General features: G+C 48.9%; 18 protein-coding genes. 7 read left to right on the top strand and 11 right to left on the bottom strand.

The features are described from left to right. Nucleotides 1–36 precede the first annotated feature (36 nt). Together carB and carA are read right to left on the bottom strand one after the other, a co-directional pair. A complete protein-coding gene (gene carB, locus ACV7NC_RS08000; protein ID WP_458152000.1) occupies nt 37–3258 on the bottom strand; it encodes a carbamoyl-phosphate synthase large subunit in 3222 nt (1073 codons plus the stop codon). An 18-nt stretch (nt 3259–3276) separates the two neighbouring features. Beyond that, nucleotides 3277–4437, bottom strand: a complete 1161-nt coding sequence (carA, locus tag ACV7NC_RS07995; protein ID WP_458151999.1) for a glutamine-hydrolyzing carbamoyl-phosphate synthase small subunit — start codon at nt 4435–4437, stop codon at nt 3277–3279. 355 nt (nt 4438–4792) lie between these two features. Here carA and ACV7NC_RS07990 point away from each other — a divergent pair, with 355 nt between their 5' ends. Together ACV7NC_RS07990 and ACV7NC_RS07985 are read left to right on the top strand one after the other, a co-directional pair. Beyond that, on the top strand, nt 4793–5260 hold the full coding sequence (locus ACV7NC_RS07990) for a PH domain-containing protein (protein WP_458151998.1): 468 nt from the start codon (nt 4793–4795) through the stop codon (nt 5258–5260). A gap of 99 nt (nt 5261–5359) precedes the next feature. Next, a complete protein-coding gene (locus ACV7NC_RS07985; RefSeq protein WP_458151997.1) occupies nt 5360–7681 on the top strand; it encodes a bifunctional diguanylate cyclase/phosphodiesterase in 2322 nt (773 codons plus the stop codon). An 82-nt stretch (nt 7682–7763) separates the two neighbouring features. Here the strand turns inward: ACV7NC_RS07985 and ACV7NC_RS07980 are convergent, their stop codons facing one another. Then, the gene (locus ACV7NC_RS07980; protein ID WP_458151996.1) at nt 7764–8366 is read right to left on the bottom strand and encodes a PEP-CTERM sorting domain-containing protein; all 603 of its coding nucleotides are present in this window, start codon (nt 8364–8366) and stop codon (nt 7764–7766) included. Nucleotides 8367–8722: 356 nt separating this feature from the next. Between ACV7NC_RS07980 and ACV7NC_RS07975 the strand changes: the two genes are divergently transcribed. Both ACV7NC_RS07975 and ACV7NC_RS07970 read left to right on the top strand, forming a co-directional pair. Beyond that, the gene (locus ACV7NC_RS07975) at nt 8723–9436 is read left to right on the top strand and encodes a hypothetical protein (RefSeq protein ID WP_458151995.1); all 714 of its coding nucleotides are present in this window, start codon (nt 8723–8725) and stop codon (nt 9434–9436) included. 264 nt (nt 9437–9700) lie between these two features. Further along, nucleotides 9701–10948, top strand: coding sequence for an IS256 family transposase (locus tag ACV7NC_RS07970; RefSeq protein ID WP_458151994.1), 1248 nt, complete (start codon nt 9701–9703; stop codon nt 10946–10948). A 189-nt stretch (nt 10949–11137) separates the two neighbouring features. Here ACV7NC_RS07970 and ACV7NC_RS07965 read toward each other — a convergent pair whose 3' ends face one another. The 4 genes from ACV7NC_RS07965 to ACV7NC_RS07950 all read right to left on the bottom strand — a co-directional run bounded on the left by ACV7NC_RS07965 (nt 11138) and on the right by ACV7NC_RS07950 (nt 15811). Next, a complete protein-coding gene (locus ACV7NC_RS07965) occupies nt 11138–11494 on the bottom strand; it encodes an SPW repeat domain-containing protein (RefSeq protein WP_458151993.1) in 357 nt (118 codons plus the stop codon). Nucleotides 11495–11607: 113 nt separating this feature from the next. After that, on the bottom strand, nt 11608–12270 hold the full coding sequence (locus ACV7NC_RS07960) for a Crp/Fnr family transcriptional regulator (RefSeq protein WP_458151992.1): 663 nt from the start codon (nt 12268–12270) through the stop codon (nt 11608–11610). Nucleotides 12271–12533: 263 nt separating this feature from the next. Continuing rightward, on the bottom strand, nt 12534–14360 hold the full coding sequence (oadA, locus tag ACV7NC_RS07955; RefSeq protein WP_458151991.1) for a sodium-extruding oxaloacetate decarboxylase subunit alpha: 1827 nt from the start codon (nt 14358–14360) through the stop codon (nt 12534–12536). Between the two features lie 32 nt (nt 14361–14392). Further along, a complete protein-coding gene (locus tag ACV7NC_RS07950; protein ID WP_458151990.1) occupies nt 14393–15811 on the bottom strand; it encodes an acetyl-CoA carboxylase biotin carboxylase subunit in 1419 nt (472 codons plus the stop codon). A gap of 314 nt (nt 15812–16125) precedes the next feature. Here ACV7NC_RS07950 and ACV7NC_RS07945 point away from each other — a divergent pair, with 314 nt between their 5' ends. Continuing rightward, entirely contained in the window at nt 16126–17073 is a 948-nt protein-coding gene (locus ACV7NC_RS07945; protein WP_458151989.1) for a S49 family peptidase, read from the top strand. Here the strand turns inward: ACV7NC_RS07945 and rfbD are convergent, their stop codons facing one another. From rfbD to ACV7NC_RS07925, 4 genes are all read right to left on the bottom strand, one after another. Then, complete coding sequence (gene rfbD / locus ACV7NC_RS07940) at nt 17074–17988, bottom strand: dTDP-4-dehydrorhamnose reductase (protein WP_458151988.1); 915 nt, start codon at nt 17986–17988, stop codon at nt 17074–17076. It abuts the gene before it with no gap. Between the two features lies 1 nt (nt 17989). Continuing rightward, nucleotides 17990–19045 (bottom strand): dTDP-glucose 4,6-dehydratase, encoded by a 1056-nt coding sequence (gene rfbB, locus ACV7NC_RS07935; protein ID WP_458151987.1) that lies wholly within the window; start codon nt 19043–19045, stop codon nt 17990–17992. A gap of 62 nt (nt 19046–19107) precedes the next feature. Continuing rightward, nucleotides 19108–20463: a tRNA lysidine(34) synthetase TilS gene (tilS, locus tag ACV7NC_RS07930; RefSeq protein WP_458151986.1), complete on the bottom strand. Its 1356-nt coding sequence runs from the start codon at nt 20461–20463 to the stop codon at nt 19108–19110. Continuing rightward, nucleotides 20432–21400: an acetyl-CoA carboxylase carboxyltransferase subunit alpha gene (locus ACV7NC_RS07925; protein ID WP_458151985.1), complete on the bottom strand. Its 969-nt coding sequence runs from the start codon at nt 21398–21400 to the stop codon at nt 20432–20434. The genes tilS and ACV7NC_RS07925 overlap by 32 nt, the downstream gene beginning before the upstream one ends. A 184-nt stretch (nt 21401–21584) precedes the next feature. Between ACV7NC_RS07925 and msrB the strand changes: the two genes are divergently transcribed. After that, nucleotides 21585–22100 (top strand): peptide-methionine (R)-S-oxide reductase MsrB, encoded by a 516-nt coding sequence (gene msrB / locus ACV7NC_RS07920; protein WP_458151984.1) that lies wholly within the window; start codon nt 21585–21587, stop codon nt 22098–22100. 17 nt (nt 22101–22117) lie between these two features. Further along, the gene (locus ACV7NC_RS07915) at nt 22118–23233 is read left to right on the top strand and encodes a JmjC domain-containing protein (RefSeq protein WP_458154875.1); all 1116 of its coding nucleotides are present in this window, start codon (nt 22118–22120) and stop codon (nt 23231–23233) included. Nucleotides 23234–23385: the final 152 nt, after the last annotated feature.

The raw sequence follows: 23385 nt of genomic DNA, 5'->3' as shown, positions 1-23385 counted from the left end.
ATGTTCATCCTGTTGATTAATCTGTACTGAAGCTGATCACATTTGCCCTGATGATTTAAGCTGGACATGCAATTTTTGCAGATTATAGGTCTGCAATTCACGCTTGTCGGTAATACCTACGCAAGCAGCGCGCGCACCGGCTAGCGTTGTGTAGTAGGTCACTTTCGCTTGAAGCGCAGCATGGCGGATTGAATAAGAATCCCGTATGGCGCTGCGCTGATTTTTCACAGTATTGATAATCAGGTTGATTTCGCCGTTTTTTATCATGTCAACAATGTGTGGTCGGCCTTCTGCAACTTTATTGATGACATTGACGCTGATTCCAGCTTCTGTGATCACTGCGGCAGTACCTCGCGTAGCATAAAGGGTGAAACCGAGTTCCGCAAGGCTTCTTGCAATTTCGATGGCGTGTTGCTTGTCGGATTGCCGCACACTGATAAAAATCTTTCCAGAGGTCGGCAGACGTACATCGGTAGCGAGCTGGGATTTGACGAATGCTTCCGCAAAAGTTGCTCCCATGCCCATTACTTCTCCGGTTGACTTCATTTCCGGACCCAGGATCGTATCAACGCCGGGGAGTTTGATAAAAGGAAAAACAGCCTCTTTAACCGAGAAATATTGAGGAATGATTTCCTTGGTCACTCCTTGGCTGGTCAGTGATTTGCCGACCATGCAACGCGCTGCGATTTTGGCAAGCTGCAAACCGGTTGCCTTGGAGATAAAGGGGACCGTGCGCGATGCTCTGGGGTTTACCTCGAGCACATAAACCGTATCATCCTGGATGGCAAATTGCACATTCATTAATCCCAGTACATTCAATGCACGCGCCATTTCAGCCGTTTCGCGGCGCAGCTCATCCAGCATTCCGGCAGACAGATTGAAGGTTGGCAATGAACAAGCGGAATCACCGGAGTGTACGCCGGCTTGTTCGATATGCTCCATGATTCCGCCGATGAGCACGGTTTTACCATCATAGATGGCATCGACATCCACTTCCGTAGCATTCGTCAGGAAATGATCCAGCAATACCGGCGAATCGTTGGAAACTTTTACCGCTTCACGCATATACCGCTCCAGATCCGCTTTCTCATGGACAATTTCCATGGCTCTTCCGCCCAGAACATAGCTGGGGCGGACTACCAGCGGGTAGCCGATTTCCTCGGCAGCAATCAATGCTTCTTCCGGATTGCGCGCAGTGCGGTTCGGCGGTTGCCGCAGCCCTAGCTGCTGCAACATTTTCTGGAAGCGTTCGCGGTCTTCGGCGCAATCAATCATATCCGGGCTGGTACCAATAATCTTGACACCGTTAGCTTCCAAGTCTCGCGCTAGTTTTAAAGGGGTCTGACCGCCATACTGCACGATAACTCCATCGGGTTTTTCAACAGCGACGATTTCGAGTACATCCTCAAGCGTCAACGGCTCAAAGTACAAGCGATCCGAGGTATCGTAATCGGTTGAAACCGTCTCCGGGTTGCAATTAACCATGATGGTTTCAAAACCGTCTTCGCGTAACGCCAGCGCCGCATGGACACAACAATAGTCAAATTCGATGCCTTGCCCGATGCGATTAGGGCCGCCACCCAATACCATGATTTTCTTATTGTTGGTCGGATTGGATTCGCACTCGTCTTCGTAGGTGGAATACATATAGGCGGTGCTGGTCGCAAATTCAGCCGCGCAAGTGTCGACGCGTTTATAAACCGGGTGCAAATTGTGTTGATGGCGGAATGTGCGAACAGCCGTTTGGTCGGTTTTCAACAATTTTGCCAGACGACGATCGGAGAAGCCGCTGCGTTTGAGTTTGCACAAGTTTTGCCGATCCAGGTGCTGCAGCTGGGTAATAGTCAATGCTTGCTCTTGCTGGACCAGGTTTTCGATTTGCGCCAAAAACCAGGGATCAATATGCGTCAACTGATGGATTTCATCCAGTGACAATTGGCAACGGAACGCATCGGCGATATACCAGATCCTATCGGGTCCGGGGTTGGCCAGTTCGGAACGTATCGTTTCCAGATTATCGGTTTTTTCGTCCAGACCGTCGACTCCGGTTTCCAGCCCGCGCAAGGCTTTCTGCAGCGACTCTTGAAAAGTCCGGCCAATCGCCATGACTTCCCCGACTGACTTCATTTGTGTAGTCAAACGATCGTTGGTTTGCGGGAATTTTTCAAACGCGAAGCGCGGCACTTTGGTGACGACATAATCAATGGTTGGTTCGAACGAAGCTGGGGTGACGCCGCCGGTAATGTCATTGCCCAGCTCGTTCAGCGTGTAGCCGACGGCGAGCTTAGCGGCGATTTTGGCAATCGGGAAACCGGTCGCTTTCGATGCCAGCGCGGAAGAGCGCGATACTCGCGGGTTCATTTCGATGACCAACATGCGGCCGTTCTCCGGATTTATCGCAAACTGTACATTGGAACCGCCGGTTTCCACGCCGATTTCGCGCAGCACCGCAATCGAAGCATTGCGCATCAATTGATATTCTTTGTCTGTTAACGTTTGCGCCGGTGCGACGGTGATCGAATCGCCGGTATGAACACCCATTGGATCAAGATTCTCGATGGAACAGATAATGATGCAATTGTCATTTTTGTCCCGTACGACTTCCATTTCAAATTCTTTCCAACCAATCACGGATTCTTCGATCAGCAATTCTTTGGTCGGAGAAGTTTTTAGGCCGCGTTCGCAGATATCCAGAAATTCTTCACGATTGTATGCAATGCCGCCACCGCTGCCGCCCATCGTAAATGAAGGGCGGATAATCACCGGGTATCCCAGCATCGCTTGTACTTGCTGCGCTTCTTCCATGCTGTGCGCCACGGCGGATCGGGCGGAATTCAAACCGATGCGTGTCATCGCCTGTTTAAATTTTTCCCGGTCTTCGGCCATGTCGATGGCTTCGCGCGAGGCGCCGATGAGTTCGACACCGTACTTTTCCAGCACGCCATGTTTGACCAGATCCAATGCGCAGTTCAATGCCGTTTGTCCGCCCATGGTCGGTAGTAACGCTTGCGGACGTTCGATCGCAATGATTTTTTCCAGCATTGTCCAGGTGATCGGTTCGATATAGGTCGCATCCGCCATTTCCGGGTCGGTCATGATGGTCGCAGGGTTCGAATTCACCAGAATGATGCGATAGCCTTCTTCACGCAGCGCTTTACAGGCTTGCACACCGGAATAATCGAATTCGCATGCTTGGCCAATAATGATAGGACCGGCACCGATGATGAGTATGGATTGAATGTCGGTACGTTTAGGCATACTAAATAGTGGATGTTGTTAAAGGCGGTTGTGAAGATTATTTTGGTATTGTTGCATCATGGCGATGAATTTATCGAACAAATAATCGGCTTCATGCGGACCCGGACTGGCTTCCGGATGCCCTTGAAAGCAAAAAGCCGGCTTGTCGGTCAGTTCGAATCCTTGCAGGCTGCGATCAAAAAGCGACACATGGGTAATGCGGACATTGGCAGGCAAGGTACTCGCATCGACGGCGAAGCCGTGATTCTGGCTAGTGATGATCACTTTTCCGGTGGCGACGTCCTGAACCGGATGATTGGCGCCGTGATGTCCGAATTTCATCTTGATGGTGCGTGCGCCGCTGGCAAGGCCAAGCAATTGATGACCAAGGCAAATCCCAAAAATCGGAATATTTTTCTGCAACAAGGTTTGTGTTGCGGAGATGGCGTAATCGCAAGGTTCCGGATCGCCAGGGCCATTCGAAAGAAAAACACCATCAGGTTGAAGTTTAAGAATTTCTTCAGCGGATGTTTGCGCTGGCAAAACCGTTACTTTGCAGCCGCGTTGCGCCAATTTTCGCAAAATGGTGTGCTTAATGCCGAAATCATAGGCGGCAACATGAAATCTAGCATTCTCCTGTGGCCGGAAGCCGGATTCGAGCGACCATTCACCCTCATTCCAAGTATAGGCCTGGCGGCAACTGACCACTTTGGCAAGATCCATTCCGGCTAACCCGGAAAATGCTCTCGCGGCTTGGAGCGCACGTTCTTCGTCAATCGATCCAGCCATGATGCAGCCGGATTGCGCGCCTTTTTCCCGCAAAATACGTGTCAATTTCCGCGTGTCAATTTCCGCGATCGCAACCACATTTTGTTGCACAAGAAATTCCGATAATGTGTGGGTTTTCCGGAAATTGCTTGCGACGAGCGGCAAATCGCGAATTACCAGGCCCGCCGCGTATACTTTGTTAATATTACCGGACTCGTAATCTTCCCAATTGGTGCCGGTGTTGCCGATATGCGGATAGGTCAGGGTGATGATCTGCTGGCAATAAGAAGGATCGGTTAAGATCTCCTGATAGCCGGTCATTGCCGTATTGAATGCCACTTCACCGGTATTGATGCCTTCAACCCCAATAGACACGCCACGAAAAATTGTTCCATCGGCAAGAGCGAGGATGGCGTGCGGTCGTTGTGACACAAAAACTCCTTGGAAACTGACATGATTTGAAAAAAAGGCCCAGGATCAATCGCTAAAAAGCCCTGGCTATTGAAGACCGAATTATACGTGAAAACGGTCTTTTTTTGTATGCGCGCGGTGTTATCGAATGCTTGGTTTTTTGGTAAGTTGCGGTTAATCTATTAATTCGTTTCCGTGTGTGTGTCCAGATCAATGATCAGGAGTAGACGGTTGTCAGTTATCCAAATGCAGTCGAAAGTAGTTTTGTGACTGCATTTCGAAGCGCTGATGATCGGAAATTTCTCTTGTGTGAATCGTACTTAGTGAATGATATCAACTTAGTTGACATAATTTTGGAATTCCATAACCATTAATCATGCATGTTTTTAACTCTAAAATCGACAAGTGGCTATTGGGTTGTTTCATACTTTCAATGATTGCTTGTCTGATGGGGATGTCGGTCATGCTGAAGATAGGCGGGACTTCCAATTATGTGATGGCTGCGATCATCATTGTTGCCGGTGTCGGTTTTCCGTTATGGATACTGGTATCGACCCGGTACATTACCGATGAGGAAAATCTCAAAATAATCAGTGGCCCGTTCTCTTGGGTCATTCCGATCCAATCGATAATATCCATTCAAGAAACACAAAGCGCCATAACGAGCCCGGCCTTGTCGTTTGACCGCTTGGAAATCACCTACGGTGAGGATAAAGCGATTCTGGTTTCGCCGCTTGATAAAGCAGGATTTATCGAAAAGCTGGGTAACGAGAAATTGATTGGCGCTGACAAAATTGCAAAAAGAATCTCGAAAAAAAATAAGAAGAGCCGTAGGAATGGATGATTGAATCGATATTCATGGCCGGAGAACTCAATCATCATTCAAGCGGGCAACCGCGGCGGATTGAAGGTTATGCCGATTAACACTAATTAAGAGGGAATTATGGGGGATGCCAATCGAACGAAGCCTCAGCTTCTTGAAGAAATCCGGGAATTACGTTCCGAATTGGCTGCTGTCAGGTTGATGACAGAGAAACAAACCCATGAACTTTATGTGAGTGAAGAACGGTTTTCTCTGGCAATGCGCGGGGCGAACGACGGGCTCTGGGATTGGGATCTGGAAACGGATGAAGTGTATTATTCGCCGCGCTGGAAAAGCATGCTGGGTTTTGAAGAAAGCGAGCTGGCCAATAATTTGAGTACCTGGGCAAGCCTGGTTCATCCGAATGACAAAGAGATCGTGCTGGGAAAGGTGCGCGATTACATTGATGGCCGCAAAGATTCCTTTGAAGTGGAAATGCGCATGCGCCACAAGGATGGGCATGAGGTTTTTGTGCTCTCCCGCGCATTTCTGGTAATTCGTGATACCGACGGTAAACCGGTTCGTTTGGTTGGAACGCATGTCGATATCACTGAGCGTAAAAAAGCCGAAGCTTACGATAGTAAACAGGCCGATATTCTGGAAATGATCGCGGTCGGACGCCCCGCCGCCGATATCTATGATGCCATTGCATTAATGTACGAAGCGCGGCACCCGGGAATGCGTTGCTCGATGCTGGAACTGAGCGGCAATAAACTTATGCACGGCGGCGCGCCGAGTTTGCCGCAAGCCTATCGTGAAGCCGTGCACGGTTTGGAAAACGGACCGAGTGTCGGCTCTTGCGGCACCTCGACGTTTACCGGTCAGCGCGTACTGGTGGAGAACATTGACACTGATCCCAAATGGGCAAAAATCAAGCAATATGCGCTGCCGCATGGCATGCGCTGTTGCTGGTCGGAGCCGGTCAAAAGTTCCAGTGGAAAAGTATTGGGCGCGTTTGGCATGTATTACGATTATCCTGCACTGCCAGACGAGCAGGAATTGAAAGATCTGGTTGCCGCCGCCAGGCTCACGGGTATCGTCATGGAACGTGATCAAGCGCAAAAACGCATACACCGGCTGGCTTATACCGATGAACTGACCGGCTTAGCCAGCCGTGCTTCCTTTATTCAACATCTGGAAGAAATCACCAAAACTTCTGTCCGGCATAGCCGCCATTATGGACTGCTCTACATTGATCTGGATGACTTCAAGAGTGTCAACGACAGCTTGGGGCACGATGCCGGCGACGTGCTGCTGAAAGCGATCGCGCAGCGTTTGCTGAATACTTGCCGTGAATCCGATTTTGTCGCGCGGTTGGGTGGTGATGAATTCTGCATTTTGATCGAAGAAGTGGAAGAAGATTATGCCGCTAATGTGGCTAAGCGTTGTCTTGAAGCGATTTCTCAGCCGATCGAAGTATATTCCAGAAAACTGATGCCAGCCTGTAGTATCGGTATCGCCTATTTTCCTGATGATGCGACAGACTCATCGGCTTTGCTGAAAGCAGCGGATATTTCGCTTTATACCGCGAAGGCCAATGGCAAAAATCATTACGCGTTTTATCAGGCCGAGCTCACCGAGAAGGCGGAGTATCGTTTTCAAATTGAGCAGAGCCTGAGAGAAGCTATCGAAAAACAGCAGCTATCGCTCGCTTATCAACCCCAGATTAACATCAAAAGCGGTGAAATTTTCGGGGTCGAGGCTTTGTCTCGTTGGCTGCACCCGCAATTAGGCCAAATCCCGCCGGGAGATTTTATCGCCACCGCGGAAAGGATCGGCATGATTAAACCGCTGACCGAATGGGTGTTGCGAACTGCGTGCAATCAATTGATCGCATGGAAGGCGCAAGGTTTTCAATCGCTTCGCGTGGCGGTTAATATTTCCCCGAGCCTGTTTCTGGATAAAGGATTTGTCCGCCTGGTTAAGCGCATTATCGATGAAGTGGGAATTGCGCCGGCTGAATTGGAGCTGGAAGTAACGGAGGGCATTGTACAGACCGATCCGCGCAATCTTGCTGTTTTTCAAGACATAAAAGATCTGGGTGTGTTGCTCTCCATCGACGATTTTGGATCCGGTTACTCCTCGTTTGCCTCGCTTAAACATCTGATGGCCGATTATTTGAAAATCGATAAATATTTCATTGACGATATGCTGGCGGACGAGAAAACGCTGACTTTAGTCGGCTCCATGGTTAAGATGGGGCAAAAGCTCGGCTATGGCATCATCGCCGAAGGCGTTGAGAAACCGGAACAACTGGATATCTTGCAAAACCTTGGCTGTGAAATCGTGCAGGGTTATCTGTTCAGTAAGCCGGTCAGCGCGGATAACATTTCGGAACTGTTGAGAAATGAAACGCACAAAGCGATTCTCGGCCAATACCGGTTGGATAAGATTGCGTCGTAGTGGAAGAAAGCTTTAACTTCTGGATGGTTCCGGGGAATCAACACCGACTAAGCGGATTCCCCGGCTGTATTACGAAACTGAATTAAATGGTTGCTTTTCTGCGCAGCATAAAACCGAGCATTCCTAAGCCGGCGAGCAGCATGGCGTAGGTTTCCGGTTCCGGCACCGCGGATACCGATACGTTATCGAGCAGTAACCCAATGTTGTCTCCACCCAGATTCTCAAAACTGAAGCTATAAATACCGGAAGCCGCCGGCGTGAAGTTCAAGTCATACGCTGTCAGCCCGGCACTACTGCCTAGCGTAACTGAAGTGCTGGCAGTGCCGAAATTGACATTGGCGGTTTCAGTCGAACCGCGCTGGCTGCCGGCCAGACCAAATGACAAGGTATAGGTAACGCCGCCGGTTAGATTGACGCTGTTGGCAAAAACGCCGCTATTGCTGGTGCTGCCATCCAGATCGATATAGTTTCCGTTGCCAGGTAAGATATCGTTAAAACCGGTTCCGATTAAATCAACCGTGCCGGCGGTAACTGTCCATCCGCTTGCAACGGGCGGTGTCCAGTTGAGTGTCAATGGCGAATAGCTATCGAAATTATCGGAAAAAATGGTGACCGCCGCGCTGGCAGGTGCAGCGAATACGGTGGTTATTGCTGCAGCAATAATCGTTGATTTGAATTTATTCATAGAATCTCCATGTTTTATTATTAGGTTAATCGGTGCATCTCGGTTGTCGGACCGGGTGTGATAAATTTATTGTTGCCGTTACAAGTGGTTGTTAACTTTTACTCTTTTTTTGGCCTACTTCCTCCATTGGCGATGTTAATTATCGGATTATGCGGGCGCAATAGCAAATCGCTCCCGATTTTTCTAGTACATTTGTCCTATTCTCTGCCCGAATCCGTCGTAACGGTACGCGTTTTACCGTAATGGACTTGTGCAGATGAAGGCAAAAGTCATACAATTACGCCCTCGTTTTTACCAATGAAACCAAACAATTGAGATCCTGTTGCTGTTGGTGTGCTCATCTGCTTGCGCGGCGAATGAATCAGCACTTCCCAAATCAACTTTTTTTACTCGGCGTTCTTTTATTGTGGGGCTGGGCATCGTTTGCCGTAGCGGAAGAAAAAGTTGTTCATGTCATTGATTTTTCCGGCAAGTCGAATGGCAATGCCGTTTCCTGGTTGGAAGAACGAGGATTCGAGCTACAGTTGGATGCCAAAAAGCTGAACCCCCGATTTGAAAATGATGCCTTGGTGATCAGCGCCGACGGCGAGATGGCCGGATTCTTTGGCTTGCAGTTGAAGCAGCAGAATTTTATTCATAATGTTAAGCGGGTGGAAATCGTTTGGGGCGTCAACAAGTCACCGCAGGGCGCCAATTGGAATGAGGGAATAAACAGCGTCCCCATTGCCGTGATGTTGTCCTTTGGAACCGAAAAGCTTTCAAGCGGTTTGCCTTTCGGCATCTATGAAGCGCCCTATTTTCTGAGTCCATTTATTGGCAAGGCCGACGAAGTGGATCGGATGTATGTGGGCAAGCTATGGAAAAAGGGCGGGCGTTATTTTTGCGTAGCTTCCGGCGATCAGCCGGGTAAAGTGATTACCACCGACTTCGAAGTCGATGAAAAATTCCGCGCCACTTTCAAGCACGATAAAACACCGCCGATTACAGGCATTGCTTTTCAGGCCAATACCAACAATACCCAAGGCGGCGCCGAGGCGTTTATCAAGAAGATTACCTTTTTATCCCGCTAGGGAAACGTTGATTAATTCGGCGAACGAGATGAAGCACGAGGCGCACGGCACACAGCAACCGAGACATATCAATAAGATAGGCAAGGGAGTGAGTACCGCGCAACGAAGTGATTCGCTCGTATAGTCAATTAATCAGCATTTCCCTAGGTGTCTGCCGGATCTCGAGCTATGATTATTTCTGGTGTATGACAAGGGAGAAGGAAGCGGTGTAACCTGTTGTAGAGGATCTCGGCAGATCAATCAACAAAACGAGGAAAACACCGCATGACAGATAGTAATGTTTTTAATCTGAATAAACCAGAACAAAATGATCCGTTACAGGAAGTGCTGCGAGAAGGCGCGCGTAAGATGCTGGCCACCGCTATTGAAGCGGAAGTGGCTGTTTTTCTCAAGCAACATGGCGGTTTAAAAACTGACGAAGGAAAATCGGTAGTAGTCAGAAATGGTTATCTACCGGAGCGCTCGATTCAAACCGGTCTTGGTGATATTGGGATCAAAGTGCCGAAAGTACGCGATCGCAGCGGTTCCGGCATCAAATTTAACAGCAATCTGATTCCTCCCTACTTGAAACGAACGCGCAGTATTGAGGAATTTTTGCCCTGGTTGTATCTGAGAGGTGTTTCAACAGGAGATTTCACAGAGACGTTAAAGCACCTGCTGGGAGCAGATGCGCCCGGATTGTCGTCTGCAACGATTGGCCGTTTAAAGCAGAACTGGGAACAGGATTATCAAAACTGGATTCGCCGTGATCTGACTGGCAAACGGTATGTTTACGTCTGGGCTGATGGTATCTACAGTACGGTGAGAATGGATGACCGGTTATGTTTTCTGGTGATTATCGGCTCTGATGAAACGGGACGTGAAGAATTGCTGGCGTTGTCTGACGGTTATCGTGAGTCTGAAGCAAGCTGGACTGAAGTATTGATGGACTTGAAACAACGTGGCCTCAAAGACGCTCCCAGATTGGCTGTCGGTGACGGCGCATTGGGATTCTGGAAAGCTGTAGCTCAATGCTGGCCGGATACCGGTCAACAGCGCTGCTGGGTGCATAAAACCGTAAATGTAATGGAAAAGCTGCCCAAAGCCATGCAACCCAAGGTCAAGGAAGCATTGCATAACATCTGGCAGGCGGAAACACGGGAAAAGGCTTATAAAGCGTTTGATCACTGTGTTGAACGGTTCAGTCCGAAATATCCAAAAGCGATGGAATGCCTGGCAAAGGATAAAGATTCCATGCTGGCCTTCTATGATTATCCTGCAGAAAACTGGCAGCACATTAGAACAACCAATCCAGTCGAATCAGTTTTTGCAACTGTCCGACTGAGAACAGCCAGAACCAAAAACTGTGGAAGTCGGACAACAACCTTGACGATGGCGTTTAAACTGATGGAAACGGCGCAGAAGAAATGGTTCCGGCTGAGAGGTTATAAATTGTTAGCGGACGTTGTGCAGGGCATCAAGTTCGTTAACGGCGTTAAACAAAAAGGAGATCAAAAACAGCAAGCCGCTTGATTCTCCGTACACCAGATTTGACTATAGCTCGCCGGATCTAAAGCTAATCAACTACGCCAAAGGGATGATGCACCATTTTTCATCAGTTTTTCGTTGCATAGCCAAACTATGCACCTCAAAATCAAGAAAACCTGAACTTGATCTTCCGCTTGACTCGCTACAATTGTTTTAGTCCGGCAGATCCCTAGATTATTGGATTTTATTGTTCCGATAATCCGTTAATAGCCCAACTGCAATAATGACAATCCCGGCGGCAATATAAAAATTGCGCGCAATTTCATCTGAAGAAAAATCTAAAATAAATGGTATCGCAACCAGAGTTGGCCCGACGATACGTTCGATCCATCCATGGATTGGGAAAGGGATAATTTTGATGATCCCGAAAGGGAAGTCGGATGTCAAAGTAACTATCAAGTGAACGACTGCAAGACTATAAGCAAGCCAGGCTGGTAGCTGATTCAGTCCAAATAGCGTCGGCGCCAGTAAAAATAAAAGTACGGTGACAATATCCAAATAACCATGAATTCGCGGTGAGATTAATTTCATGTCAATGCTCCTGTATTAATAATGGTCAACCCCTGCGGTTGTCCTATACAGCACATTAATACAGCATAGCAGTGACGTCTGTTAGCTACATAACAGGATTGCGGGAATGGGCGTTACATCTGGTGGTAAGCGTTAATGAGTGCGACATCGTTGATGCAGATCTGATCACGAGTATAGTCAAGTATGCCGCTGTTTCTGAAATTATTCAGATGGGTACTGACGACGGAACGACTAGCGCCGATCAGATCCGCTACATCTTGCTGCGTTAAATGGATTTCCAATGCATAGCCATGCGAGCACTGAATTCCAAACATTTCAGCTAATTCTAAAAGCGTTGTTGCAAGACGTATCTCGACTGGTTGCGTTAAAATGGTTCTGAGTTTGCGTTCGGTCTTTTGCTTTCGTGCATAAGTTTGCTCAAAAACAGGCCATAACAGTTGCGGATGTTGCAGTAGCAGAACCTTAAAATCGTTATGGGATATACGATAGCATTGAACATCTCCGATCGCTTGTGCGGTTTCTTCCATTGCTTGAGGTTCGGTATTGCTGGATAAATAACCGATTACTTCTCCTTTTTTGAGTAATGCAGTGGTGATCTCGGTTCCCTGTGCTGTCAGATATGATAATTTTACGATTCCACTTTTGATCCAATAAACATAAACGCTTGAATCGCCCTGGTGATACAGGAAATTCTTGCTCGCAATACCAATTTCTTTGATCGAAGGAAATTCACGGTTTAATTGTGCAACATTGGTTTCGAAAAAATCATCCATCATCGGGGTAACTATTGTTGAATCTCACATGGAATTTTGCATTTTTCCCATATTTTCATTCGTGCCACCTCATAGCGATTAAACACTGGGGGTTGATTTCATTATGTTGACATTCCAGATGCGCAAACATCAACTTACCTTTAAATTCCGGGATCGATCTGATATGTTCCCTAGCTGACAGGTTTCTTCTGTCCGCCATATAACCGGGTAGTTCCGGAATTTCGACGATGAAAGCGTGATTCTCTTCACTCCAATAAAGCCGGTCATTACCCCGCCACAATCTCAATCAACACCTCATTCGGATTCACCGATTCGCCTTTGATCACGTGCACGGCTTTGACGGTGCCGCTGATCGGGGCGGTGATTTCGGTTTCCATTTTCATCGCTTCGGTAATCAGCACCGGTTGTCCGGCGGTGACTTTCTGATCGACTTTGACGAGCACGTCGAGGATGTTGCACGGCATGCTGACGACGACATCGCCTTCGGCAGTGGGACGGCGGCGTTTGCTGCCGATGGTGCTTTTGACCGCGCCTTGAGTGCCACCGTCGAGCACGATTTCATCGAGCGTTTCGACGACGATTTCTTCCGGCATGCCGTCGACCATGAAATAAAAATGCCGCAATGTATCGTTCTTGGGGCCGGTACCGGTGACTTTGACATGATACGATTCGCCGTGTAACGCCACGTTGAATTCGGTTGGTGCTTTTTGCAAACCATCCGCCGCTGCCGTGGCTATCTCTAACGGTTCGGGTACCAAGTGACCGGTCGAGCGCAGTTCCAGGAATTGCTTGCCGACTTCAGGGAACATCGCATAGCTCAGCACGTCTTCATCGTTTAACGCTAAATGACCGATTTCGCGGCGCAGGTTGTCGAATTCCGGTTTCAGCAGATCTGCGGGGCGGCAGTCGATCATCTCCTCCTTGCCGATCGCGCGTTTTTGCAGTTTGGTATCAATCGGCGCGGGCGCTTTACCGTAGCCGCCTTGCAGGTAGCGTTTGACTTCGTTGGTGATGGTTTCGTAACGCTTGCCGGTGAGTACGTTCAGCACCGCTTGCGTGCCGACGATTTGCGAAGTCGGCGTGACCAGCGGTGGATAACCCAGGTCTTTGCGCACGCGCGGGATTTCCGCATAAACTTCGTTGATGCGATCCAGCGCATTGCGTTCCTGCAATTGGTTGGCGAGATTCGAAATCATGCCGCCGGGTACCTGGAATACGTGCACTCGGGTGTCGACGCCAGTGAATTCGCTTTCGAAACGGTGGTATTTTTTGCGCACTTGCGCGAAGTAATCGTTCACTTCCTGCAGTTTTTGCGGGTCCAAGCCGGTATCGTATTCCGTGCCTTGCAGCGCCATCACCAGGCTTTCGGTCGGCGGATGGCTGGTGCCGCCGGACCAGGATGACAACGCTGTGTCGATATGACGGCACCCGGCTTCGATCGCTTTGAGCTGACACATCTCCGAGAGTCCGGCGGTGGCGTGCGAGTGCAGATGAATCGGTACATCAATCGTATCTTTCAAGGCCTTGACCAATTCGCTGGTAGCATACGGTGTTAACAATCCGGCCATGTCCTTGATGGCGATCGAATCACAGCCTAAAGCCGCCAGATCCTTGGCAAGGGACACAAAGCTGTTGATATCGTGCACCGGACTGGTGGTGTAGCAAATCGTGCCTTGTGCGTGCTTGCCGGCTTCCTTGGCCGCTTCGATCGCGGTTCTGAGATTGCGTATATCGTTAAGCGCATCGAAAATGCGGAATACGTCCATGCCGTTGACGGCGGCGCGGTTGATAAAAGCGCGTACAACATCGTCGGAATAATGCCGGTAACCGAGCAGGTTTTGCCCGCGCAGCAACATTTGCAGCGGCGTGTTCGGCAACGCGGCTTTGAGTTTGCTCAGGCGTTCCCACGGATCTTCTTTCAAAAAGCGCAAGCACGCGTCAAACGTTGCGCCGCCCCAGCATTCCAGCGACCAATAGCCGATTGCGTCGAGCATCGCGCAGGCTGGCAGCATGTCTTCGGTGCGCATGCGCGTGGCGATCAAGGATTGGTGCGCGTCGCGCAAGATGACATCGGTGATATGAACTTTTTGCATGAGTTTTCCTTCGCTATCCAATATTTCGCGCGTTATAAGCCGGTATGAGACGCAACCACCGCGGCAATGACGCTTGCCAGCACTTCCGGCCGGGGTTTATCGGAATAATTGATCAGATTCGGGTTTTGCTCGACAAAACCGGTGTTGAATTTGCCGGTGCGGAATTGCGGGTGTTTCAGAATCTTCAAATAATACGGAATCGTCGTTTTGATGCCAAACAAGCCCATGTCGCGCAGAGTGCGCTGGCCGCGTTTGATGACATCTTCCCAGGTCAACGCGCTGACAATGACTTTGGCTACCATCGAATCATAAAATGGCGGAATTTCGTAACCAGTATAAATCGCGGTGTCGGTGCGCACGCCGGGGCCGCCCGGCGCGTAATAACGCGAAATGCGGCCAAAACTCGGCAGAAAATTGTTTTTCGGGTCTTCGGCGTTGACGCGGAATTGAATCGCATAACCGCGCCGCACGATTTCTTCCTGCTTGAATCGCAGCGGTAAACCGGCGGCAACACGGATTTGTTCTTCGACGATATCGACGCCGGTGATGGTTTCGGTGATGGTGTGCTCGACCTGCACGCGCGTATTCATTTCCATGAAATAAAACCGCCCACTGTCGTCGAGCAAAAATTCTACCGTGCCTGCATTGGTGTAACCGACCGATTTCGCTGCGATTACCGCCAGGCCGCCGATGTACTGGCGTTGTGCTTCGTCCAGTTGCGGGGAAGGCGCAATTTCGATGAGCTTCTGATTGCGGCGCTGAATCGAGCAATCGCGTTCGTACAGATGAATCACATTGCCGTGATGATCGGCCAGCACTTGCACTTCGATGTGTTTCGGATTGACGATGCATTTTTCCAGAAACACGTTGGCGCTACCGAAAGCTTTGGTCGCTTCGGAAATCACCCGGTCGTAATTGCGCCGTAATTCTTCGGCGTTGTCGCAGCGGCGGATGCCGCGACCGCCGCCGCCGGAAGTTGCTTTCAGCATTACCGGATAACCGATTTTTTCCGCGACTTGCAAAGCTTCGTCAACTGAATACAGGTTGCCATCCGATCCCGGCGTGACCGGAATGCCTGCGGCGATCATCGCGTTGCGCGCTTCGGTTTTATCACCCATGCGATGGATCACTTCCGGCTCGGGGCCGATGAAGATCAAGCCGCGTTCTTTGCAAGCACGGGCGAATTGCGCGTTCTCGGATAAAAAGCCGTAGCCCGGATGCACCGCGTCGCAGCCGGTTGCCAATGCCAGATCGACCAATGCATGGATATTCAGATAACACGCCATCGGCTCGCTGCCGATGCAATACGATTCGTCCGCTTTTTTAACATGCAAGGCAAAGCGGTCTGCTTCGGAATAGATAGCCACCGAACGGATGCCCATTTCGGCGCAGGCGCGGATGATACGCACCGCAATCTCGCCACGGTTGGCGATAAGAATTTTGCGTAACATAGTTTAAATTTTTAATGATGATCGCATATTCTACTCGATCAATTTCAGTATTTTATCCGACATTCTTCTTTACGCTACCCTAGATATGGGTGATAAAGCAAGTTACCTTCGCTTGACCCGACTTGAAGAGGAAATGTTCAACCAAGAAATAACCTGGGATAACAAATAGTTTTCCTGGGATTGGTTTGATTGATCGATCGATATAATTGGAAATGGTATAGAATGAAAATCATTGAGCAATGAAATGATTCGCTTGTTCAAGAATTTTAATGGGTTAATCGGTTTTTCTGAGAAAGGTTATTGGAATTATTAATATGGCTGAACCGGAAGTTAAGAAAGAAAATTGGGAAAAAGATCTATTGGAGAATCTCGCGCTGGCATCGTTGCGGGAACAGCAGCGGGCTCGCAGATGGGGGATATTTTTTAAGTTATTGACGTTCGGTTATCTATTCATTTTGCTGTTTGTTGGGATGGGTTGGATCGAAGACGGCAAAGTGCGGATCGCGGAAAAGCATACGGCGGTTATCGACGTGCAAGGGATGATTGTTCCCAATAGTATGAACAGCGCCGATAAGATCAACTCGAGCTTACGTTCGGCTTTTGAGGATAAGAGTACCAAGGGTGTGATCTTGCGTATTAACAGCCCCGGGGGAAGTCCGGTGCAAGCGGGGTATATCAACGATGAAATCCGCCGCTTGCGCGTTAAATACCCTGAAATCCCGATTTATGCGGTGGTTGGCGATTTCTGCGCATCGGGTGGTTATTATGTAGCTTCGGCAGCGGATAAAATCTATGTCGATAAAGCGAGTCTGATCGGATCGATCGGTGTGCTTATGGATGGCTTCGGATTTGCCGGGACACTGGACAAACTGGGCATTGAGCGGCGCTTGCTGACATCCGGTGAAAACAAAGGCTTCCTTGATCCTTTCTCGCCATTGGATCCGGTACAAAAAGCACATGCGGCGACATTGCTGCACGAAGTTCATGAACAATTCATTCAAGTGGTAAAAGCCGGACGGGGAGAGCGATTAAAGGATGCACCGGAGTTATACAGCGGTATTGTCTGGACAGGGAAACGCAGTATCGATTTGGGGCTTGCCGATGCACTCGGTAGCGCCGAATATGTCGCTCGCGAGGTGATCGAAGCGGAAACGCTGGTCGATTTTTCACCGCGTGAGGGATTTGCGGATGTATTTTCCAAACGCTTCGGTCAGATTGCGATGAACTTTCTGCTGGAAAACGGGGCTTGGTCACTCAAGTGATCAGCGTGCTAAAGGATCCGATTTGCTGAGAATTTCCGTCAGTGTCCGTTGAACGCCGGTTTGCCAATCGGGCAGTTGCACACCCAGTGCCTGCTCCAGCTTGCGGGTGTTCAAGCGCGAGTTCAACGGACGCTTGGCGGGGAGCGGGAATTCACCGCTGGGTATCGGTTGTAAATTGATGGGTTGCGTTTTCAAAGGATAATTTGCAGCCATTGCTTGCGTCAGGATGAGTTGGGCATATTCAAACCACGAGGTGTATCCTTTTGCCGTCAAATGATAAATACCGCCGGTGAACGATTGCTGCTTCAGCATCAGCAGCGCATAAGCCGTGATATCCGCAATCAATTCCGCACCGGTCGGTGTCCCGATTTGGTCGTTGACGATGTTGAGTGAATCGCGCTGTTGCGCCAGCCGCAGGATGGTTTTAATAAAATTGCTGCCGAAAGCAGCATAGACCCAACTGGTACGGAAAATCATGTGTGAGCAGCCCGATGCCTGGATATTTTGCTCACCTTCCAGCTTGGTCTGGCCATAAACATTCAACGGTGCTGGATCGTCGCTTTCAACAAACGGCTGGTCACCGTTGCCGTTGAACACATAATCGGTTGAATAATGAATGAGCCAGGCGTTTAATCGTTTGGCTTCTTGTGCCAGCAGCCCGGGCGCTTCAGCATTCAACGTCCTTGCCAATACCGGCTCCTGCTCGGCTTTATCGACTGCGGTATAAGCGGCAGCATTGACGATAATGCCGGGTTTGACGCTTCTAATGGAGTCCTGAATCCCGGAAAGATCGCGGAAATCGCCGCATAAATCCGTACTGCTGGAATTAAGCGCAACGAGCTTACCTAACGGTGCCAGACTGCGCTGTAATTCCCAGCCGACTTGACCACTTTTGCCGAACAGCAAAATCTTCATGCTACTGACGACCGTTATAGTTTTTTTCCAGCCAGGAGCGATACGCGCCGGTCTGAACATCTTTAATCCATTGCGGATTGTTCAGGTACCATTCGACAGTTTTACGAATACCGGTATCGAAGGTTTCAGACGGTTTCCAATGGAGTTCGCGTTCAATTTTTTGCGCGTTGATCGCATAGCGCCGGTCGTGTCCCGGCCGGTCTTTGACATAAGTGATCAAACGCTTGAAATCGGAGCCTGGGTAAAATTCTTCCAGCAGTGTGCAAATGGTGTTGACGATTTCGATATTTGCTTTTTCGTTCCATCCACCAATGTTATAAGTTTCTCCTGGAATCCCGGCTTCCAGCACACGGCAGATTGCCCGGCAATGATCGATAACGTACAACCAATCGCGAATTTGCAAGCCATCACCATAAACAGGTAGCGGCTTTCCTGCCAAGGCATTCACAATCATTAATGGGATCAATTTTTCCGGGAACTGAAACGGACCATAGTTATTGGAACAGTTGGTGGTCAGTACCGGCAATCCGTAGGTATGGTGATAGGCGCGCACCAAGTGGTCGCTGGAGGCTTTACTCGCCGAATAGGGACTATTGGGTTGATAACAATGCGTTTCGGTAAATGCCGGAGCGTCTTTTCCCAGCGTGCCATAGACTTCATCGGTAGAAACGTGCAGAAAACGGAAATTGTTACGAGCGCTTGGTTCCAACGCTGACCAATAAGCACGGACCGATTCCAGCAAGCGAAAGGTGCCGAGGATATTGGTTTGAATAAAATCTTCCGGGCCGTGAATCGAACGGTCGACATGACTTTCCGCCGCCATGTTGATGATCGCGCGGGGCTGGTGCGTCGCCAAGAGTTGCGCTACCAGTTGCGTATCGCCGATATCGCCTTGCACAAAAATGTGCTTCGAGTTTCCGGACGCCGACGATAAATTTTGTAAATTGCCAGCATACGTCAGTATATCGAGATTGACGATGGGCTCGGCGGTTTGCGCCAGCCAGTCGAGTACAAAATTACTGCCAATGAATCCGGCGCCTCCGGTAATTAAAATCATGTTGAATATCCTAGATTGTGGCGAAGTGAATACATTTGATTGTTAGTAATATACTATTTTTACTAGGAATTCCAGATAGGTAAAATTCCAGTTTCACCCGATTTTACTTGAAAATTACATTCGATACCGATTCCCGGTACCCAAATCAGTTGATCATTACAGAACAGCAATGGCATGGTACGGCGCTGCCATGGCGGAATTGATGCCTCCTGCAGCAGATTTTTCAAACGCCGGGTGGGGCGGTTGCATGCCGGCTTGAAATGCTCACCGCCTTGACGAGTCCGTAATGAGACTGACTGGTTTAAGATTTTCTGCGGATCGATGCCTTGCGATTCGGTTTCAGTCAAGCGGACGGTACCACCCAGGTGTGTCAGAATCATCGGTAACTGGCCTTGCCAGATGAATTGCGAAGGCCGTGGTGCTTGCAGAGTAACTTCTTCGGGAAAGATGTGAACCAGTCCTTTAAAGCAGCGAATGGCGGCATCACCGAAACGAATATGGATTTGACTATCCGCACTCGACGATAATAGCTGTTTCAATATGTCTTCCAGTTTTACCGCACTGGGTAGCGGCAGGTTTTGCTGGCTCAGCGTATAGCGCAGCAGATTTTTTGCGCGGGAAAAACTGAGTAAGCGCATCTTGTCGATTGCCAGTTTTCCCGCTGCCAGGCAATTCGCGCTGTCGATTTCCGCTAGTTCGTCGAGTAATTGCGAAGCTTCGGATAAGTGGCGGCTGGTGCGCAGCAAGGTTTTGCCATAACCGGGGTAGCGTTTTTTTAGTACCGGCAGGATTTCGTGGCGCAGGAAATTTCGATTGTAAGTAACGCTGTCATTGCTTTCATCATAAATCCAATTCAGTCGATGTTGCCGCGCATAAGCTTCAATCTGATCCCGCGTGACTTCTAAAAATGGCCGCAATAACTGCGGTGCGGCAACGTCAGGCTGTCTTCTGATCCAGGGCATGCCGCTTAGCCCCTTGATACCTGCGCCACGGAGTAATTGCAGCAGTAGCGTTTCAGCCTGATCATCCAGATGATGGGCTAAGACCACGTGATCGGCTTGGGTGCGACTGAAAATCCGATAGCGTTCATCCCGGGCAAGCGCTTCAAGGCTGACGCCGGGTTCTTTTTTTAGATTTAGATTGGCGATATCAATCGGGATGCCATAGCTGCGGCAGAGATCGCTGCAAAATTGGCTCCAGAGCAACGCATTCCGGCTGATGCCGTGATTGACGTGAACCGCAGTAAGCGACAAAGGGATTTCTGCGGAAAGCTTAGAAAGTACATGGAGCAAGACAACGGAATCGACACCGCCGCTCAAAGCGATGGCTAACCGGTCATTGGGTCTGATATGTGTATGTAATGCTTCTTGAACATGACACAGCAAGCTAGTCGATTTTGACTTCCTTGAATGCGCCATAGGTCATTAGTCGATCCAGACGTTTTTCCAACAGTGTTTCAATGGATTGATCTTGAAGTTTGCGGAGGGATTCTTGTAAAACACTTTTGACGGATTGCATGATCGCCGGATAGTCACGATGCGCGCCGCCGATGGGTTCGCTGATAATGCTGTCGATTAAATTCACCGACTTTAGACGGTCGGCGGTAATACCCATGATTTCTGCGGCATCCGGCGCTTTGTCGGCGCTTTTCCATAAGATCGAAGCACAACCTTCAGGAGATATTACCGAGTACGTGGCGTATTGCAGCATGTGGATAACATCACCGACTGCGACTGCCAAAGCACCACCGGAACCGCCTTCACCGATAATGATACATATCACAGGCACTCGCAATTCTGCCAGTACATAAAGATTCTTGCCAATGGCTTCCGATTGTCCGCGTTCTTCGGCATCGATGCCCGGATAAGCACCCGGAGTATCGATAAAGGTAATCAACGGAATAGAAAATTTCTCAGCCAAGCGCATTAAGCGAAGCGCTTTACGATAACCCTCCGGCTTCGGCATGCCAAAGTTGCGATAAATTTTTTCCCGTGTGTCCCGCCCTTTTTGATGGCCGATCACCATGACAGTCTGACCGTTGAATCTTGCCAAGCCACCGACAATGGCATGATCATCAGCGAAATTGCGGTCCCCATGCAGTTCCTCGAAATCGGTGAATAAGTGCTCGATATAGTCGAGCGTATAGGGACGTTGCGGGTGTCGTGCGACTTGCGAAATTTGCCAGGGTGTCAGCTTGGCGTACACATTTTTTGTTAGAGAAAGACTCTTGGCCTGTAAACGAGCGATTTCTGCTGAAATATCGAGTGCCGAATCATCTTGCGCAAATCGTAATTCTTCAATTTTTGATTCAAATTCTGCAATATTCTGCTCAAATTCCAGAAAAGTGATCTTCATGTGAACTGGGAAAATTATCTAAAAGTGTGATGATACAGGATTTGTCAATAAATCTGCACGGCGAGTAATGCTAACTCGGGTGTTTTTGCTGGCGCATTTGATGAAGTCGTTCCAGTAAAATGGATTGAATCCGGATACGGTAGAATTATGCTTTCTTGTATCAACTATCAAGGAGCGTCTTGCAATGGAACGACGGGTATTTCTTCGTCAGATTATTGTCTTGCCGTCAGTTCTGACATGGTTGCCGCTTCAAGTAATGGCGGGAGATCACGTGACTGGGACACTTCGGTCATTGAAAAAACCTTATCATGAATGGCGTGAACTCATATCGCCTGAAGCGTTTCAAGTGCTGTTCGAGGAACACACCGAGGAACCAGGCAGCAGCGCGTTAAATACCGAGTATCGGGAAGGGACTTATATTTGCGCTGCGTGTTATTTGCCATTATTTGAGAGCAAACATAAATATGACAGCGGCACCGGATGGCCTAGCTTTACGCAACCGATAGCGGGACATGTCGGAACCAAACATGACTATTCATTGATTTTTATGCGTATGGAATATCATTGTGCCCGCTGTGGCGGGCATCAAGGGCATGTATTTAAAGATGGGCCATCTCCACGTGGTGAGCGTTGGTGTAATAATGGATTGGCTTTGCAATTTATATTGCGATCGAAGCCTTTACCCGAACTGAGAGGTTGAATTACTGAATGATTGAAATGATTACGCTCGGAGATTTGACCCCGAAAGCTTTTTTGCGTGATTACTGGCAAAAGCAGCCTTTGTTGATCAGAAATGCGCTGCCCGGCTTTAAGGGTTTGCTGACGCGAGATGAGTTGGTCTCGCTTGCGTGTTCCGAGGACGCGCAATCTCGACTGGTTGTTCAGAAAAATGGACGTTGGCAACTGAAACATGGACCATTGGTTGATCAAGATTTTGAAAGATTACCGAAAAAACAGTGGACGCTGTTGGTTCAGGATGTTAATCATTTTCTTCCGTCGGCCCGGGAATTGTTGTCCAGGTTTCGTTTTATTCCACATGCGCGGCTGGATGATTTGATGGTGAGTTATGCGCCTAAGGGAGGTGGAATCGGGCCGCATTTCGATTCTTATGATGTTTTTTTGCTCCAAGGCCTTGGATCAAGACGTTGGCAGATATCGGCTCAGTCCGATGATGCTTTCATTGAGGATGCGCCGCTGCGCATTTTAAAAAACTTTTATCCGGAACAAGAATGGATACTGGCGCCAGGCGATATGCTCTACTTGCCTCCCAAATACGCGCATAATGGGATAGCGGAAGACGATTGCATGACCTATTCAATTGGTTTCCGCGCGCCCAGTTATGAGGAGCTGATGACACAGTTTTTGGTTTTTTTGCAAGATCGCGTGTCAGCAGCAGGCCGGTATGCGGATCCTGATTTGCAATTGCAATCTCACCCATCCATTTTGAGTTCAGCGATGTTGTCGCAAGTTCAGACCATATTGCAAAAAATCAAATGGAATCGCAACGATGTCGAAGATTTCCTGGGTATTTATCTCTCCGAACCGAAATCTCATGTTTTTTTTGAACAGCCAGCAGAGCCGATATCGTTTCGGGATTTTATTCAATCGGTTTGTGAGAACGGTTTGGCACTTGATCTGAAGAGCAGAATGTTATGCGGGCGCAATCAGTTTTTTATCAACGGCGAGAGTATCAGTGCAGGCGACGAAGCCTATCGGATTTTGGTAAAACTGGCGGATGATCATGAATTGATGCCAGTTAAAATCATCGATCAAGAAACCGCGAAAATTCTTTATGAATGGTATGAAAATGGATACATTAAGCTGAAAAATTAGTTCTGATTGGATTTGATGATAATCGTCGCTTTGTTCAATGAATGATGCGCAGACGTGTTAAATTTGTGTAATCCGAAAAGTTCGATTAAGCTATTAGCGCATATCAAATAAAGAATATGGAGATTAAATTTTGAGATTTTCACTTGTAGCGA

The sequence above is a fragment of the Nitrosomonas limosa genome (assembly GCF_054188085.1).
The sequence above is the reverse complement of the archived record's forward strand: the minus strand, read 5'-3'. Positions and strand labels throughout refer to the sequence as shown.

Excerpts from the sequence above, each read along its gene's own strand:
- rfbB (WP_458151987.1), bottom strand. The coding sequence starts at position 19,045 with ATGATTTTAATTACCGGAGGCGCCGGATTCATTGGCAGTAATTTTGTA.
- tilS (WP_458151986.1), bottom strand. The coding sequence starts at position 20,463 with ATGGCGCATTCAAGGAAGTCAAAATCGACTAGCTTGCTGTGTCATGTT.
- ACV7NC_RS07985 (WP_458151997.1), top strand. The coding sequence starts at position 5,360 with ATGGGGGATGCCAATCGAACGAAGCCTCAGCTTCTTGAAGAAATCCGG.
- oadA (WP_458151991.1), bottom strand. The coding sequence starts at position 14,360 with ATGCAAAAAGTTCATATCACCGATGTCATCTTGCGCGACGCGCACCAA.
- ACV7NC_RS07990 (WP_458151998.1), top strand. The coding sequence starts at position 4,793 with ATGCATGTTTTTAACTCTAAAATCGACAAGTGGCTATTGGGTTGTTTC.
- carB (WP_458152000.1), bottom strand. The coding sequence starts at position 3,258 with ATGCCTAAACGTACCGACATTCAATCCATACTCATCATCGGTGCCGGT.
- ACV7NC_RS07975 (WP_458151995.1), top strand. The coding sequence starts at position 8,723 with ATGAATCAGCACTTCCCAAATCAACTTTTTTTACTCGGCGTTCTTTTA.
- ACV7NC_RS07950 (WP_458151990.1), bottom strand. The coding sequence starts at position 15,811 with ATGTTACGCAAAATTCTTATCGCCAACCGTGGCGAGATTGCGGTGCGT.
- ACV7NC_RS07915 (WP_458154875.1), top strand. The coding sequence starts at position 22,118 with ATGATTACGCTCGGAGATTTGACCCCGAAAGCTTTTTTGCGTGATTAC.
- ACV7NC_RS07965 (WP_458151993.1), bottom strand. The coding sequence starts at position 11,494 with ATGAAATTAATCTCACCGCGAATTCATGGTTATTTGGATATTGTCACC.
- ACV7NC_RS07970 (WP_458151994.1), top strand. The coding sequence starts at position 9,701 with ATGACAGATAGTAATGTTTTTAATCTGAATAAACCAGAACAAAATGAT.
- rfbD (WP_458151988.1), bottom strand. The coding sequence starts at position 17,988 with ATGAAGATTTTGCTGTTCGGCAAAAGTGGTCAAGTCGGCTGGGAATTA.
- ACV7NC_RS07980 (WP_458151996.1), bottom strand. The coding sequence starts at position 8,366 with ATGAATAAATTCAAATCAACGATTATTGCTGCAGCAATAACCACCGTA.
- ACV7NC_RS07960 (WP_458151992.1), bottom strand. The coding sequence starts at position 12,270 with ATGATGGATGATTTTTTCGAAACCAATGTTGCACAATTAAACCGTGAA.
- msrB (WP_458151984.1), top strand. The coding sequence starts at position 21,585 with ATGGAACGACGGGTATTTCTTCGTCAGATTATTGTCTTGCCGTCAGTT.
- ACV7NC_RS07945 (WP_458151989.1), top strand. The coding sequence starts at position 16,126 with ATGGCTGAACCGGAAGTTAAGAAAGAAAATTGGGAAAAAGATCTATTG.
- ACV7NC_RS07925 (WP_458151985.1), bottom strand. The coding sequence starts at position 21,400 with ATGAAGATCACTTTTCTGGAATTTGAGCAGAATATTGCAGAATTTGAA.